This window comes from Klenkia sp. AC732, assembly GCF_979256525.1.
In genome coordinates this window covers 28,981-43,051 of sequence record NZ_CEEDOS010000016.1, presented here as the reverse complement: position 1 = coordinate 43,051, position 14,071 = coordinate 28,981, and the positions used below count along the sequence as shown (strand labels likewise).

Below are 14,071 nucleotides of genomic sequence, written 5' to 3'. Positions count from 1 at the left end.
GCGGTTTCTCAGTCCTCAGCTCTCGGCCAGCAGCTGGCCGACGTAGCGGGCCACGGCTCGTACCGCGGCCATGTTCCCGGCGTAGTCCATCCGGGTGGGTCCGACGACGCCCAGTCCGCCGAGCGCCAGGTCGCCGGTGCCACCGACCGACCCGTAGCCCACCGAGACCAGGGAGGCGCCCGTCAGGCCCTCGTGCTCGTTCTCCTCGCCGATGCTGACCAGCACGTGGCTGGGGGCCACCTCGCCCATCAGCCTCAGGACGACGACCTGCTCCTCCAGGGCCTCCAGCAACGGCCGGAGGCTGCCCGGGAAGTCCAGTGCCCCGCCGCGGGTGAGGTTGGCCGTGCCACCGATGAGCAGCCGGTCCTCCCCCGGTTCGACGAGGGTCTCCACCAGCGTCGCGCTGACCGCGGCGACCAGCCCGCGCAGGTGCGGGGGCGCGGTCTCCAGCAGGTCGGCGACGGCGACGCTGGCCTCGGCCAGCTTGGCGCCGACGAAGGCGGAGTTCAGCAGGGTGCGCAGCTCGGCGACCGGGTCCGCGCCCGCGGGCGCGTCGGTCACCGCGGGCACCTCGACGACGCGCTGCTCGACGCGGCCGGTGTCGGTGATCAGCACGACCAGCAGCCGGTTGGTCGCCAGCTGCACGACCTCCAGGTGCCGGACGGCGGAGCGGGCCAGCGTCGGGTACTGGATGACCGCGACGTTGCGGGTCAGCTGGGCCAGCAGGCGCACGGTCCGCCCCAGGACGTCGTCGAGGTCCAGCGCGCCGTCCAGGAAGCGCTCGATCGCCCGCCGTTCGGCGACCGAGAGCGGCTTGACCTGGGAGAGCCGGTCGACGAAGAAGCGGTAGCCCTTGTCGGTGGGCACCCGCCCGGCGCTGGTGTGCGGCTGGGTGATGTACCCCTCCTCCTCCAGCACCGCCATGTCGTTGCGGATGGTCGCCGAGGAGACGCCCAGGTCGTGCCGGGCCGCCAGGGCCTTGCTGCCGACCGGGTCGTTGGTCGAGACGTAGTCCTGCACGATGGCCCGCAGGACCTGCAGGCGGCGTTCGTCGTGCGCCACGCCGACCACCCCCTCCTCGCACCGCGGTTGGCACTCACCTCGTCCGAGTGCCAGGTCCAGCATACGACCGGGCGGCACCCCCGGTGCACCGTTCACCGCCGACCCGAGGTGTCCCCGGGCGGGTCGAGACCGGGTCGCACTAGGGTGGTCCGGGCGTCGAGTGCCCCGGGTCACGGGGACGGTCTGAGGGGAGTCGGCACCTGATCTTCAAAGCGGTGCGCGACGGCCGGCCCTACCCCGACCACGGCTTCTCCACCCGGGACTGGGCGATGATCCCGCCCAGGCAGATCCGGCTGGACACCCTGGTCACCACCAAGCGGACCCTCGAGCTGGACGCCCTGCTGGCCGACGACTCGACCTTCTACGGCGACCTCTTCCCGCACGCCGTCCAGTGGCACCGGGAGCTCTTCCTGGAGGACGGGCTGCACCGCGCCCTGCGCGCGGCCCTCCAGCAGCGCAACGTCATCCACGTGCGCGTGCTGGACCTGGACGCGCTGATGCCGTCCGCCCCCGCCTCCACCTGACCGCCTGGGCCTTCCGTCCGGTGGCCCCTGCGCCCGGCGGCCCCGGCCTCTTCCTGACCGCCTGGCCCCTGCGCCCGGCGGCCCCCGCGCCCTGCGCCAGCCTGCCCTGAGCCCCTGCCACAGCCCCCCTGAGCCGCCCCGCTCAGGCCCGGCGCCGCGGGCGATCCCCCGCGGGCAGCCCTGCGCCGTCGACGCGCAGTGGCGCACCGACTGCGCGCCCCTGCCGGTCTCCCGGGCTCGTGAGCGGCGCAGGCGCGCACCCACGACTTTCCTGCGCGGGGAGGTGCCTGGGCGCCGCGGGTCAGCGGCTTGGGCGCGTGGCCCCGGCGCCGCAGCGCGCGACGGCTGACCGGGTGGACCCGGCCCTGGGGAGCTGCAGACCGGCGCGGCCCAGCGGGTCAGCGGCCCAGCGGGTCAGCGGCCCAGCGGGTCAGCGGGTCAGCGGCCCAGCGGGTCAGCGGGTCAGCGGGTCAGCGGAGGCAGTCGGCCATGGCCGCGGCGATCGTGAGGAGCAACCGTTGCGGGTCGTGCATCCCGGCCGCGGTGACGAAGAAGACGCGCCAGCCCGCGTCCTGCAGGGCGTTGAGCCGACGTCGGTCGTGGGCGAGCCGGTCGACGTGGCCGGCGCCGTCGTACTCGACCGCGAACCGGAGTCCGGGCCACCCGAAGTCCACGCGGGCGACGAACCGGCCCCGCCGGTCCCGCACCTCGTACTGGGCGACCGGTACCGGCAGCCCGGACGACGCCAGGAGCATGCGCAGCACCGTCTCCGGCGGCGAGGCTGCCAGCCCGTCGGCCACGGCCGCCGCCCGGCGTCCACGCGCCGAACCCGGGCCGGTCCGCAGCGCCGCCTCCGCGCGGACCTCCTCGAGCGTCGCCAACCGTGCGGCCACGAACTGGTCCAGGACGGCGACCGCCTGCGGGTGTGGCCAGGCGACCGCGAGGTCGACGGCCGTGACGACGGCACTGGTCACCTGCAGCCCGTCGAGCACCACCACCGAGTGCCGCCCGAGGTCCCGGCGCCGCACCCGGACGCCCGTCGTGGACCACCCGCCCGATCCGCCGGGGACGGTCAGCTCCACCGGCTCGCTCTCCCCCGGCCCCAGGTCCACGCCGTGCAGCCGGGCCGCCGACGAACCGGTGACCACCGCGCCGGGCACCAACGCCACCGACGCCTGCACCCGCACCGCGTGCGTCACCGGTGCGCCGGCCGCGACGTAGACGTCCCGGTGCAGCCGCGACCACCCGGGCCCGGCGAGCTCGTGCCGGGTCAACAGCCCGGTCGCGACAGCAGTGGTGCCGCGGAAGGGCGCAGCACCCAGCTCAGGGACGGGGCGTGGTCGACGGGGCACGCGATGCAGCGTCGCGCCCGAGAGCGGGCCGGGGCCGCGGGCGTCCACACCGCACGGGTCCGTCCACAGATGGCGCCGACCCTCGACCGCGCCGCGCCGGCTGTGCTCCTCTCCGGCGCGGCCGACACGTCTGCCTGCTCTCTCGCACGGCGGACCGTGGCCGACGGCGCAGCTGCGCCGGCGCGCACCCGCAGTGGACGTGCGCGCCGGGCCCGCCGTCCGCCCCCGCCGAGCAGCGTGGCCGCGCAGTCCCGCCTGGGCGCGCGCCCACACCGCCACCCTGAGGAGCAGACCCGCGTGGCCGCGCACTCCCGCCCGGGCGCGCGCCCACACCATCACCCCAGGGAGCACACCCGCACAGCCGCGCACTCCCGCCCGGGCGCGCGCCCACGCCGCCACCCCAGGGAGCACACCCGCACAGCCGCGCACTCCCGCCCGGGCGCGCGCCCACACCGTCACCCCGGGAAGTGGACCGGCCCGGCCGCGCAGCCCGGCACCCGGCGTGGACGCGCAGCCGCTCCACGGGCGCGCGCTCCTGCCGGCGTCCCGAGCGGCGTGGCGGTCTGGGCGCGCACCCGCACGGTCCGGGCGCGCCGAGGCCGCGCCCGCGACGGGGACAGCGGCGTGGCCGCGCACCGCCGGCACAGCTGCGCGTGGGGACGGACCCGCCCCCCCCTAGAGCCAGCCCTTGTCGGCGGCGACCCGGGCCGCCTCGACGCGGGTGCGGGCGCCGGTCTTGCCGATGGCGTTGGACAGGTAGTTGCGCACGGTGCCCTCGGAGAGGAACAGCCGCCCGGCGATGTCGGCGACGGTGGCCCCGTCGGCGGCAGCCCGCAGGACGTCGGCCTCCCGTCCGGACAGCGGGGTGGCCCCCAGCGCGAGGGCCGCGGCGGCCAGGTCGCGGTCGATGACCCGCTCCCCCGCGACCACCGCGCGGATCGCGGCGGCCAGCTCGGCGACCGGGGAGTCCTTCACCAGGAAGCCCTGCGCGCCGACCTCCATGGCCCGGCGCAGGAAGCCCGGCCGGCCGAAGGTGGTCAGCACGACGGCCTTCACCCCGGGCATCGCGGCAGCCAGGTCGCGGGCGGCCTCGATGCCGTCCTGGCCGGGCATCTCGATGTCCAGCAGCGCGACGTCCGGGATGTGCGCCTGTGCCGCGGCGACCACGAGATCGCCGCGGCCGACCTCGGCGACGACGGTGATGTCGGGCTCGAGCTCCAGCAGCGCCCGCAGGGCTCCCCGGACCAGCTGCTGGTCCTCGGCCAGCAGCACCCGGATCACGCCGTCACCGCCGCGGGGACCAGGGGCACGGTCGCGGCCAGCTGCCAGCCACCGCGCGGGCCGGCCCCGCCGGTGAGGGTGCCCTCCAGCGCGCCGACCCGCTCGCTCAGGCCGGTCAGTCCGCTGCCGGGTGCGGTGGCGTCGTCGGGGCCGCGGCCGTCGTCGGTGACGGTCAGCGCGGCGCTGACGCCGTCCTCGGTCAGGGTGACGACGACGGCGCGGGCGCGGCTGTGCCGCAGCACGTTGGTGGTGGCCTCGCGGACCACCCAGCCCAGGACGGCGTCGGCCGGGCCGGGGAGCACCGGCACCCGGTCGGGGCCGCGGAAGGAGATGCCGGCCCCGGACAGCGCGGCCCGGGCTTCGGCGAGGGCCTGCGCGCAGCTGATCTGCCGGTAACCGCTGACGGCGTCCCGGACCTCGGCGAGGGAGCGCCGTGCGGCGGCCTCGACGTCGGCCATCTCGGTGCGGGCACGGGCGGGGTCGGCCTCGGCCAGCCGGCCGGCCAGCTCGCTCTTGAGCGCGATGAGGGACAGTGAGTGGCCCAGCAGGTCGTGCAGGTCGCGGGCGAAGCGCAGCCGCTCCTCGGCGACGGCGTTGCGGGCCAGCTCCTCGCGGGCCTCCCGCAGCTCGGCGTTGACGGTGAGCAGGTGCCGGGTGCCCCACAGGGTGGCTGCGGTCAGCGGGCAGAGGACGGGCAGGAAGAGCGTCGTCCAGTCCTGCCACGAGACGATGACCACCGCGGAGGCCAGCGTCGCGGCCCCCGTCACCGGCCACACCAGACGCTGCGGCAGGGTGGCGGCCGCGGCGGCGGACACGTAGATCCAGAGCCCCGCGTAGCTGGTGCCCAGCCCGGCCGAGAGCACCGTGGCCAGGACGACGACCACGAGGAAGTCCGGCCGGACGCCGCGCGGGTCGGCGAAGCGGCCCAGCACGCTGAGGTAGGCGGCGGTGAAGGCCACCAGGGCGACCGCGATGAGCACCCGGGCGAGGACGGGGCGTTCCTCGGTGACCAGGTCCAGCACCGGGAAGACCTGGAAGACCAGCCACGGGACGGACCACGCCAGCCTCCGCCACAGCGGCGGTCGGGTCTCGGGGACGGGCTGCACGGGGGTCAGTCTCCCGCTCAACCGGCCACGGCGTGCAAGGGACGCCGGGAACCGACCGCCAGGGCCGCCGCGGTGAACAGCAGCGCGAAGCCGGCCAGCACGAGCGCCGCCCCGGCCGGGCTGCCGCCGGTGACCACGGCCCGGCCCAGCTCTCCGTACCAGTAGGACGGCATCGCCCGGGCCACCAGCTGCAGCCCGCCGGGGAACAGCCAGACCGGGATCCACAACCCGCCCAGGGCGGCCAGCACGACCGACAGGATGCCGATGGCAGCGCCCGCGGCCTTCTCCTCCAGCGCGAGACCCAGCAGCATGCCCAGGGCCACGAAGGCCCCGGACCCCAGCCACAGGGCACCCAGCAGCACGGCCCAGCTGCCGAGCCCGAGCTCGACGTCGTTGACGAACCGGCCGACGAGGGCGACGACCAGCAGGCTGGGCAGCACCAGCACCATGCCGACCGCGACGTCGACCGCGACCACGGTGCGGGCGGGCAGCGGGAGCACCCGGAGCTGGCGCAACCAGCCCGACGCCCGGTCGAACGACAGCCGGATGGTGGCGCCGAGCGCCGCCCCCAGCGCGCCGTAGCACATCATCGAGACCATGTAGTCCCGTGCGTACTCCTGGTACTCGGCCGGGTCGGCGGCCTGCGCACCGAACACCTTGGTGAAGAACACGGTGAACAGCGCGGGCAGCAGCACCGTGAAGAGCAGGTACTGCCAGGACCGGGTGACCCGGCGCAGCTGGAAGACGAGCAGGTCGGTCATCGGGTGCCTCCGGTGAGGGTGAGGAAGGCCTGCTCCAGGCTCGCCCCGCGGACCTCCAGGTCCGGCAGCCGGTCGCGGGCGGCGAGCAGGGCGCGCAGGGTGGCCTCCGCGTCGGTGGTGGCCAGCTCGACCAGGTCCCCGGTTCCGCCGACGGCGGTCACGCCGGGCAGGTCGGACAGCCCGGTGCGGTCGGTGCAGCCGAACCGGACGGTGCGCCCGGCGATCCCGGACTTGACCTGGGCCGCGGTGCCGTCGGCGACCACCCGGCCGCCGTCCACGACGACGACCCGGTCGGCCACCGCGTCGGCCTCGTCGAGGTGGTGGGTGGCGAAGACGACGGTGTGGCCGCGGTCGGCCAGGCTGCGCATCGTCGCCCAGAAGGCTTGCCGGCCCTCGACGTCCATCGCCGAGGTCGGCTCGTCCAGGACCAGCAGCGGCGGTGTGCCGGCGAGGGCGAGGGCCAGCAGCACCCGCTGGCGCTGACCGCCCGACAGCTGCTCGGTGCGCCGGCCGGTGAGGCCCACGATGCCGGTGGTGGCGACCAGGTCGGCCATCGGCCACGGGTCGGCGTACCGGCCGGCGACCAGCCGCAGCACCTCCCCGACGCGGGCCTCGCTGGGGAGCCCGCCGTGCTGCAGCATCGCCCCGACCCCGCCGGTGCGGACCGCGGTGAGCGGGTCCCGGCCGAGCACCTCGACGGTGCCGGAGCTGGGCCGGAAGAGGCCCAGGGCGGCGTTGACCGTGGAGGACTTGCCGGCGCCGTTGGGGCCCAGCAGCGCGACGGTCTGCCCGCGCGGGATCAGCAGGTCCAGCTCGTGGACGGCGGTCGTGCCGCCGTAGCGGACGGTGAGCCCGCGGACGTCCAGGGCGGGGGTCTGTGCCATGCGTCGAGCCTGGCGGCGGGAGGGTCCCGGCGGGAGTGCGAGACGTCGTCCACAGGGGCTGACGGATGTCAGACGGGTCGCCCTACCCTCGGTGCGTGACCCTGGCACCGGAGGACGAGCTGACCGATCCCGCGCTCGAGGTGCTGGGCCGGGTCTTCGGCTACGACGCCTTCCGCGGCCCGCAGCGCGAGGTCGTCGACCACGTCGTCGCCGGCGGGGACGCCCTGGTGTTGATGCCCACCGGTGGCGGCAAGTCGCTGTGCTACCAGGTGCCGGCGCTGCTCCGGGACGGGGTGGGCGTCGTGGTCTCCCCGCTGATCGCGCTGATGCAGGACCAGGTGGACGCGCTGCGGGCGGTCGGCGTCCGGGCCGGGTTCCTCAACTCCAGCCAGGACCGCGACGAACGCCGGGCGGTCGAGGAGGCGTTCCTGGCCGACGAGCTGGACCTGCTCTACATCGCCCCGGAGTCCCTGGGCGGCGGCAGCTCCCCGACCGCGCGGCTGCTGGAGCGCGGGCACATCGCGCTGTTCGCCATCGACGAGGCGCACTGCGTCGCCCAGTGGGGCCACGACTTCCGGCCGGACTACCTGGCCCTGTCGATGCTGCACGAGCGCTGGCCCGACGTGCCGCGGATCGCACTGACCGCGACCGCCACCCGGGCCACGCACACCGAGATCAGCACCCGGCTGCAGCTCGACGACGCCCTGCACGTCGTGGCCGGCTTCGACCGGCCCAACATCCAGTACCGGATCGCACCCAAGAACGAGCCGCGCAAGCAGCTGCTGGACCTGCTGCGCACCGAGCACCCCGGGGACGCCGGGATCGTCTACTGCCTGTCCCGCGCCTCGGTGGAGAAGACCGCGGAGGCCCTCGTCGCCCAGGGCATCCCGGCGCTGCCGTACCACGCGGGGCTGGACCAGCGGACCCGCGCGACCAACCAGTCCCGGTTCCTGCGCGAGGACGGCCTGGTGATGGTCGCGACGATCGCCTTCGGCATGGGCATCGACAAGCCCGACGTCCGCTTCGTCGCACACCTGGACCTGCCCAAGTCCGTCGAGGGCTACTACCAGGAGACCGGCCGGGCCGGCCGGGACGGGCTGCCCTCGACCGCGTGGCTGGCCTACGGGCTGGCCGACGTCGTCCAGCAGCGCAAGATGATCGACTCCTCCGAGGGCGACCTGGCCCACCGGCGGGTGCTGTCCGCCCAGCTGGACGCGATGCTGGCGCTGTGCGAGACCGTCGACTGCCGGCGGGTCCGGCTGCTGGCGCACTTCGGCCAGGAGAGCTCGGCCTGCGGCAACTGCGACACGTGCCTGGCCCCGCCGGAGACCTGGGACGCCACCATCCCGGCGCAGAAGCTGCTGTCCACGGTGCTGCGGCTGCAGCGCGAACGCGGCCAGTCCTTCGGCGCCGGGCAGTCCATCGACATCCTGCTGGGCAAGCGCACCGAGAAGGTCGCGCAGCACTCGCACGACGAGCTGACCGTCTTCGGCATCGGCACCGACCTCAGCGAGACGCAGTGGCGCGGTGTGGTCCGCCAGCTGCTGGCCCAGGGCCTGCTGTCGGTGCAGGGCGAGTACGGCACGCTCGTGCTCAACGAGGCCAGCGGCCCGGTGCTGCGCCGCGAACGCGAGGTGCTGATGCGCCGGGAGGCCGACCGCCCGGCGCGCTCGGGCCGCTCCTCGCGTGCGGCCAAGGCCGCGGCGGTGGACCTGCCAACGACCGCCGCGCCGGCGTTCGAGCGGTTGCGGGCCTGGCGGGCGGCCACCGCCAAGGAGCAGGGCGTGCCCGCCTACGTCGTCTTCCACGACGCGACGCTGCGCCAGATCGCCACCGACGAGCCGGCCGACGTCGCCGCGCTGGGCACGATCAGCGGGGTCGGCGCAGCGAAGCTGGAGCGCTACGGCGAGGGACTGCTGGCCGCCCTGCACGGCTGAGCACCCGGCCACGGGAGCCCGGGCGGGGCCTCAGTCGGTGAGGTCCCGGACCACCGCGTCGGCGAGCAGCCGGCCGCGGTCGGTCAGCACGGCCCGGCCAGCGGCGTGCGGTCCGGGCTCGAGCAGACCCTGCACGACCGAGCCCGCGGCCCGGGCCCGGCCGACGTCGCTGAGCGCGTCCAGCGGCAGGCCGTCGCGCAGGCGCAGGCCCAGCATCACCCGCTCCAGCACGCGGTCGGCGGCGGTGAGCTGTTCGGCGTCGGCGGCCGGGTGCTCACCGGCGGCCAGCCGCCCGGCGTAGGCCGCCGGGTGCTTGACGTTCCACCAGCGCAGCCCGCCGACGTGGCTGTGCGCGCCGGGGCCGATGCCCCACCAGTGCGCGTTCGCCCAGTACAGCTCGTTGTGCCGGCACCGGGCGGCCGCGCCACGGGCCCAGTTGGACACCTCGTACCACTCCAGCCCGGCACCGCGCAGCACCCGGTCGGCCTGCTCGTACCGGTCGGCCAGCACGTCGTCGTCGGGCATCGGCAGCTCGCCGCGGGCGACCCGGCGGGCCAGCTTGGTGCCCTGCTCGACGATGAGCGCGTAGGCGCTGACGTGGTCGACCGGGGAGTCCAGCACGGCCTGCAGCGAGAGGCCCCAGTCGGCGTCGGTCTCGCCGGGGGCGCCGTAGATGAGGTCCAGGTTGACGTGGTCGAAGCCGGCGGCGCGGGCCTCCCGGGCGGCCTCGGCGGCCCGGCCGGGCGTGTGCCGGCGGTCCAGGACGGCGAGCACGTGCGGGGCGGCGGACTGCATGCCCAGGCTGATCCGGGTGAAGCCGCCCGCGCGCAGGGTGGCCAGCGACTGCGGCGTCACCGACTCCGGGTTGGCCTCGGTGGTGACCTCGACGTCGGCGGCGACCGGGAACAGCTCGCGGGCCCGGTCCAGCACGGCGACCAGGTCGGCCGCGGGCAGCAGGGTCGGGGTGCCGCCGCCGACGAAGACGGTGCTGATCGTCGGCGGGGTCGGCCCGAGCACCCGGGCGGCGAGCTCCACCTCGGCGATGGCGGTGGCCGCGTACTCGCTGCGGTTGGCGCCGGGGCCCAGCTCGTCGGAGGTGTAGGTGTTGAAGTCGCAGTATCCGCAGCGCGTCGCGCAGAACGGCACGTGCAGGTACAGCCCGAACCGCGTCGTCGGCAGCTCGGCGCGGGCGGCGTCGGGGAGCATCGCCGGGCCGGCCGGGAGGACGGGCGTCTGGCCCAGGACGGGCAGGGTGGTGGTCATCGCTGGGTCCAGTGTCCCCGCTACCGGCAGGATGCGGACGTGACCTCCACCCCCGTGCTGCACGTCGAGGTGTCCCGCGGCGTCGCCACGCTCACCCTGGACTCCCCCGCCAACCGCAACGCCCTGTCCCGCGCCATGCGTGCGGAGCTCCGGCAGGCCCTCACCGACGCCCTGGCCGACGACGCCGTCCGGGTGGTCGTGCTGGACCACACCGGGCGGGTGTTCTGCTCCGGGATGGACCTCTCCGAGGCCGCCGGCGGGTCCGCCGCCGACCAGGGCGTCAACGAGTTCCCGGAGCTGCTGGAGACGATCTGGCACTCCCCCAAGCCGGTGCTCGCCGCCGTCCGCGGTCCGGCCCGGGCCGGCGGCGTCGGGCTGCTGGCCGCCTGCGACGTCGTCGTGGCCGGGGCCTCGGCCACCTTCGGGTTCGCCGAGGTCCGCATCGGGGTGGTCCCGGCGGTCATCTCCGCGGTCTGCCGGCCCCGGATGCTGCCGCACGCCGTGCACCGGCTGATGCTCACCGGCGAGGTCTTCGACGCGGCCACCGCCGCGCAGACCGGGCTGGTCGACCTCGCCGTCGCCGACGACGCCGTCACCGACACCGTCGCCGCCCAGGTCCGCGCGCTGGCCGCCGGTGCCCCGCTCGCGCTGGCGGAGACCAAGCGGTTGCTGCGCTCGACGCCGTCGGGGTCGCTGGGCGACCAGTTCGGCGACCTGCTCGGTCTCTCGGCCCGGTTCTTCGCCTCCCCGGAGGGCCAGGAGGGGATCGCCGCGTTCCGGGAGAAGCGCCCCGCGTCCTGGGTGCCGCAGGACTGAGACCGGGGGGCACCATCGGCGCACGAGCGAGGGCTGACTCAGCGCAGCCATCGGGTCCGGTCGCCCAGCTGCAGGGTGACCCCGCGGGCGTCGAGCCACTCGGCGAGCGGCACGGCGACCCGGCGGCTGGTGCCCCACGCCTGCCGCGCCGTCGACAGCGTGAACGGCTGGGCGACGCCGGCCAGTGCCGCCCGGGCGCGGTCCTCCACGCCCGGGGCCAGGTAGACGCCCTCCCCAACCCGGACCAGCTGACCGTCCCGCACGGCGGCGGCGAGCTCCCGGGCGCCGAGCCCGGCCGCGATCAGCGCCTCGGTGTCCGGGGCCGCGAACGGCTCGAGGGCCAGCCGGGCCAGGACGCCGTCGACCGCGCGCTGCACCTGCTCGGGCAGGCCGCTGTCGGCGGCCACCACCCGTCCCTCGCGCAGGACCAGCGGCGGGCGCACCAGGCCGGCGACGAGCTCGGCGTCGGGCAGGTCGAGGGCGCTGCGCAGCACGGCCGTCGGCGGGCCCGGCTCCAGCGGGCGCAGCTGCCGGTACCGGGTGACGACGGCGGGCACCCGCGCGGCCAGCTCGTCGGCCAGCCCGGGCGCCAGCAGCCAGCGCCCGACCGCGGTGGCCTCGGCCGGCACCGGCCAGCCCATCGCCACGAAATCCGAGCGGAGCACCACCCGGCGACGGGTCAGGTCGGCCACGGCACCGCCGCCGACGGCGAGGGCCTCGGCGCGGGCCCGGGCGGCACCTCGGCGGCGCAGCTGCGGCGGGTCGACGTCCCGGACGTCGGCGCCGTGCACGGTGCGGGTCCCGGGGTCGCGCAGCAGCAGCCGGTCCCCCACCCGCAGGGGCAGCGGGGCGGTGAGCCGCAGCCGCACCGTCGCGTCGTCCAGCGGCCGGACCCGGGCTGCGACGGTGGCCGAGCCGACGTGCACGACCAGCTCCGCGGGCAGCCGATCGACCGGCCGGACCAGGGTGACGTCGAGCTCGGCGGTCTCCCGGTACGCGTCCGGGGTGAGCAGTGCGTCGCCGCGGGAGAGGTCCTCGACGGCGACGCCGCGCAGGTTCAGCGCGACCCGGGCCGTGGCGCGGGCTGTCTCGACGTCGGCCCCCAGGGACTGCAGCCCGCGGACGACGACGTCCCGGCCGCCCAGGGTGAGCCGGTCCCCGGCGGACACGGTGCCGGCAGCCAGGGTGCCGGTGACGACCGTGCCGGCGCCGCGGATGGTGAAGGCCCGGTCGACCCAGAGCCGGACGGGCGCGGCCACGTCGGGGGCGGGCAGCCCGGCCAGCAGCGCCTCCAGCGCGGCGGCGACCTCCGGCACGCCGGCCCCGGTGCGGGAGCTCGCGGCGACGCCGGGGACGACGCCCAGCGAGGTCTCGGCCAGCCGGGCGGTGACGTCGGCCAGCACCGGTGCCGGGTCGGCCAGGTCGGCCTTGGTCACCACCAGCAGCGCGTCGCGGACGCCCAGGGCGTCCAGCACGGCGACGTGCTCGGCGGTCTGGGCGGACCAGCCGTCGTCGGCGGCGACCACCACCAGGGCCGCCGGGACCGAGCCGACCCCGGCGAGCATGTTGCCGACGAACCGCTCGTGCCCGGGGACGTCGACGACGGCGACGGTGCGGCCGCCGGCCAGCGTGGTCCAGGCGAACCCGAGGTCGATGGTGAGCCCGCGGCGGCGCTCCTCCTCCCACCGGTCGGGCTGCATGCCGGTGAGCGCGCTGACCAGCGAGGACTTGCCGTGGTCGACGTGGCCGGCGGTGGCTACGACGTGCACGCGCGCACCGCCGTCACCAGGGTGTCGTCGTCGGCGGGGTCCAGGCTGCGCAGGTCCAGCCAGGTCCGGCCCTCGGCGGTGTAGCCGACCACCGGGGGCTGCCCCTGCCTCAGCTCCTCCGCGCACGAGGCCGGCAGGGTGACCGCGACGGAGGGCAGCTCGAACTCCGGCGCCCCTCCCCCACCCACCCGCGCGCCGGCGTCGGCGACCACCGCGTCGACCCCCGGCAGCGCGGCGACGACCGCCTCGGCCCGGGCCCGCAGCTCCTGCACCGTGGCGGCGAGCATCCGCTGCACCGGCGGCTGCGGCCCGCGCAGCGTGGCCTCCAGCGCGGCCAGGGTCGTCTTGTCGACCCGCAGCGCCCGGTAGAGCGGGTGCCGGCGCAGCCGCTGGACCAGATCGGCCCGCCCCAGCACCAGACCGGCCTGTGGCCCGCCGAGCAGCTTGTCCCCGCTGCACAGCACGAGGTCGGCGCCGTCGGCGAGGGTGGTCTGCAGGTCGGGCTCGTCGGGCAGTGCGGGGTGCGGGCGCAGCAGCCCGGAACCGACGTCGGCCACCAGCGGCACGTCCAGCAGCGGCGCCAGCTCGGCGACCTCGACGGACCGGGTGAAGCCGCGGACCACGAAGTTGGACGGGTGCACCTTCAGCACGGCACCGGTGTCCGGCCCGACGGCGTCGGTGTAGTCGGCCGCGGACACCCGGTTCGTCGTCCCCACCTCGCGCAGCCGGGCGCCGGTGGACACCAGCAGGTCCGGGATCCGGAACCCGTCGCCGATCTCCACCAGCTCGCCGCGGGCGACCACCAGCTCCCCGCCCAGGCAGGTCGCCACCAGCGCCAGTGCGGCGGCGCAGTTGTTGACCACGATCGCCGCCTCCGCGGCCGGGACGGCGGCCAGCAGCGCGTCGATCGCGCCCTCACCGCGCGGGCCGCGGCGGCCGGTGGCCAGGTCCAGCTCGACGTCGGTGGTGCCGCCGGCGGCTATGACGGCCTCCAGGGCGGCCGCCGACAGCGGGGCCCGGCCCAGGTTGGTGTGCACCAGCACGCCGGTCGCGTTGAGCACCCGGTGCAGCGAGGACGCGGTGCCCGGCAGTGCAGCCAGCACCGCGTCGGCGGCGTCGTCGGGGGCCAGCGCACCCGCGCGGACCTGCTGCTGCACGCCCGTCACCACGGCCTTGACCAGGTCCCGGCCCAGGCGCCCCACGGCTGCGGCGACCCGGGCCTCGGCGAGCAGGACGTCGGTGCGCGGCACCAGCCGCCGGGGGTCGCTCGTCATCGTGGTCCGAGCGTAGGAGCCCGGCGGCGCCCGGGGGCGAGG

The 14,071-nt window shown here is 76.4% G+C and carries 12 protein-coding genes; 3 read left to right on the top strand and 9 right to left on the bottom strand.

All coding sequences use genetic code 11. The features are described from left to right. Nucleotides 1–15: 15 nt before the first annotated feature. Nucleotides 16–1,062, bottom strand: coding sequence for a heat-inducible transcriptional repressor HrcA (gene hrcA / locus AC0IVP_RS09670; protein ID WP_471756244.1), 1,047 nt, complete (start codon nt 1,060–1,062; stop codon nt 16–18). A 200-nt stretch (nt 1,063–1,262) separates the two neighbouring features. Here hrcA and AC0IVP_RS09665 point away from each other — a divergent pair, with 200 nt between their 5' ends. After that, nucleotides 1,263–1,586, top strand: coding sequence for a type II toxin-antitoxin system VapB family antitoxin (locus AC0IVP_RS09665; RefSeq protein WP_056297528.1), 324 nt, complete (start codon nt 1,263–1,265; stop codon nt 1,584–1,586). Nucleotides 1,587–2,056: 470 nt separating this feature from the next. Here the strand turns inward: AC0IVP_RS09665 and AC0IVP_RS09660 are convergent, their stop codons facing one another. From AC0IVP_RS09660 to AC0IVP_RS09640, 5 genes are all read right to left on the bottom strand, one after another. Next, a complete protein-coding gene (locus AC0IVP_RS09660) occupies nt 2,057–2,938 on the bottom strand; it encodes an endonuclease domain-containing protein (RefSeq protein ID WP_471756242.1) in 882 nt (293 codons plus the stop codon). A gap of 675 nt (nt 2,939–3,613) precedes the next feature. Next, nucleotides 3,614–4,219 (bottom strand): response regulator, encoded by a 606-nt coding sequence (locus AC0IVP_RS09655; protein WP_471756240.1) that lies wholly within the window; start codon nt 4,217–4,219, stop codon nt 3,614–3,616. Further along, nucleotides 4,216–5,325, bottom strand: a complete 1,110-nt coding sequence (locus tag AC0IVP_RS09650; protein ID WP_471756238.1) for a sensor histidine kinase — start codon at nt 5,323–5,325, stop codon at nt 4,216–4,218. Before AC0IVP_RS09650 ends, AC0IVP_RS09655 begins: the two co-directional genes overlap by 4 nt. Nucleotides 5,326–5,342: 17 nt before the next feature. Further along, the gene (locus tag AC0IVP_RS09645) at nt 5,343–6,086 is read right to left on the bottom strand and encodes an ABC transporter permease (protein WP_471756236.1); all 744 of its coding nucleotides are present in this window, start codon (nt 6,084–6,086) and stop codon (nt 5,343–5,345) included. Beyond that, nucleotides 6,083–6,970, bottom strand: coding sequence for an ABC transporter ATP-binding protein (locus AC0IVP_RS09640; protein ID WP_471756234.1), 888 nt, complete (start codon nt 6,968–6,970; stop codon nt 6,083–6,085). The genes AC0IVP_RS09645 and AC0IVP_RS09640 overlap by 4 nt, the downstream gene beginning before the upstream one ends. 95 nt (nt 6,971–7,065) lie before the next feature. On the opposite strand from AC0IVP_RS09640, the gene recQ reads away from it, so the two are divergent. Next, nucleotides 7,066–8,907, top strand: a complete 1,842-nt coding sequence (recQ, locus tag AC0IVP_RS09635) for a DNA helicase RecQ (protein ID WP_471756232.1) — start codon at nt 7,066–7,068, stop codon at nt 8,905–8,907. Between the two features lie 30 nt (nt 8,908–8,937). Here recQ and hemW read toward each other — a convergent pair whose 3' ends face one another. Beyond that, complete coding sequence (gene hemW / locus AC0IVP_RS09630; protein ID WP_471756230.1) at nt 8,938–10,170, bottom strand: radical SAM family heme chaperone HemW; 1,233 nt, start codon at nt 10,168–10,170, stop codon at nt 8,938–8,940. A gap of 39 nt (nt 10,171–10,209) precedes the next feature. On the opposite strand from hemW, the gene AC0IVP_RS09625 reads away from it, so the two are divergent. Continuing rightward, complete coding sequence (locus tag AC0IVP_RS09625; protein ID WP_471756228.1) at nt 10,210–10,986, top strand: enoyl-CoA hydratase-related protein; 777 nt, start codon at nt 10,210–10,212, stop codon at nt 10,984–10,986. Nucleotides 10,987–11,024: 38 nt separating this feature from the next. Here AC0IVP_RS09625 and selB read toward each other — a convergent pair whose 3' ends face one another. Together selB and selA are read right to left on the bottom strand one after the other, a co-directional pair. Further along, entirely contained in the window at nt 11,025–12,755 is a 1,731-nt protein-coding gene (gene selB / locus AC0IVP_RS09620) for a selenocysteine-specific translation elongation factor (RefSeq protein WP_471756226.1), read from the bottom strand. Further along, complete coding sequence (selA, locus tag AC0IVP_RS09615) at nt 12,743–14,029, bottom strand: L-seryl-tRNA(Sec) selenium transferase (RefSeq protein ID WP_471756224.1); 1,287 nt, start codon at nt 14,027–14,029, stop codon at nt 12,743–12,745. The genes selB and selA overlap by 13 nt, the downstream gene beginning before the upstream one ends. Between the last annotated feature and the right edge of the window lie 42 nt (nt 14,030–14,071).

What these genes read in the sequence shown, in the direction of transcription:
- AC0IVP_RS09645 (WP_471756236.1), bottom strand. Translation starts at nt 6,086, where the DNA reads ATGACCGACCTGCTCGTCTTCCAGCTGCGCCGGGTCACCCGGTCCTGG.
- AC0IVP_RS09640 (WP_471756234.1), bottom strand. Translation starts at nt 6,970, where the DNA reads ATGGCACAGACCCCCGCCCTGGACGTCCGCGGGCTCACCGTCCGCTAC.
- hemW (WP_471756230.1), bottom strand. Translation starts at nt 10,170, where the DNA reads ATGACCACCACCCTGCCCGTCCTGGGCCAGACGCCCGTCCTCCCGGCC.
- selA (WP_471756224.1), bottom strand. Translation starts at nt 14,029, where the DNA reads ATGACGAGCGACCCCCGGCGGCTGGTGCCGCGCACCGACGTCCTGCTC.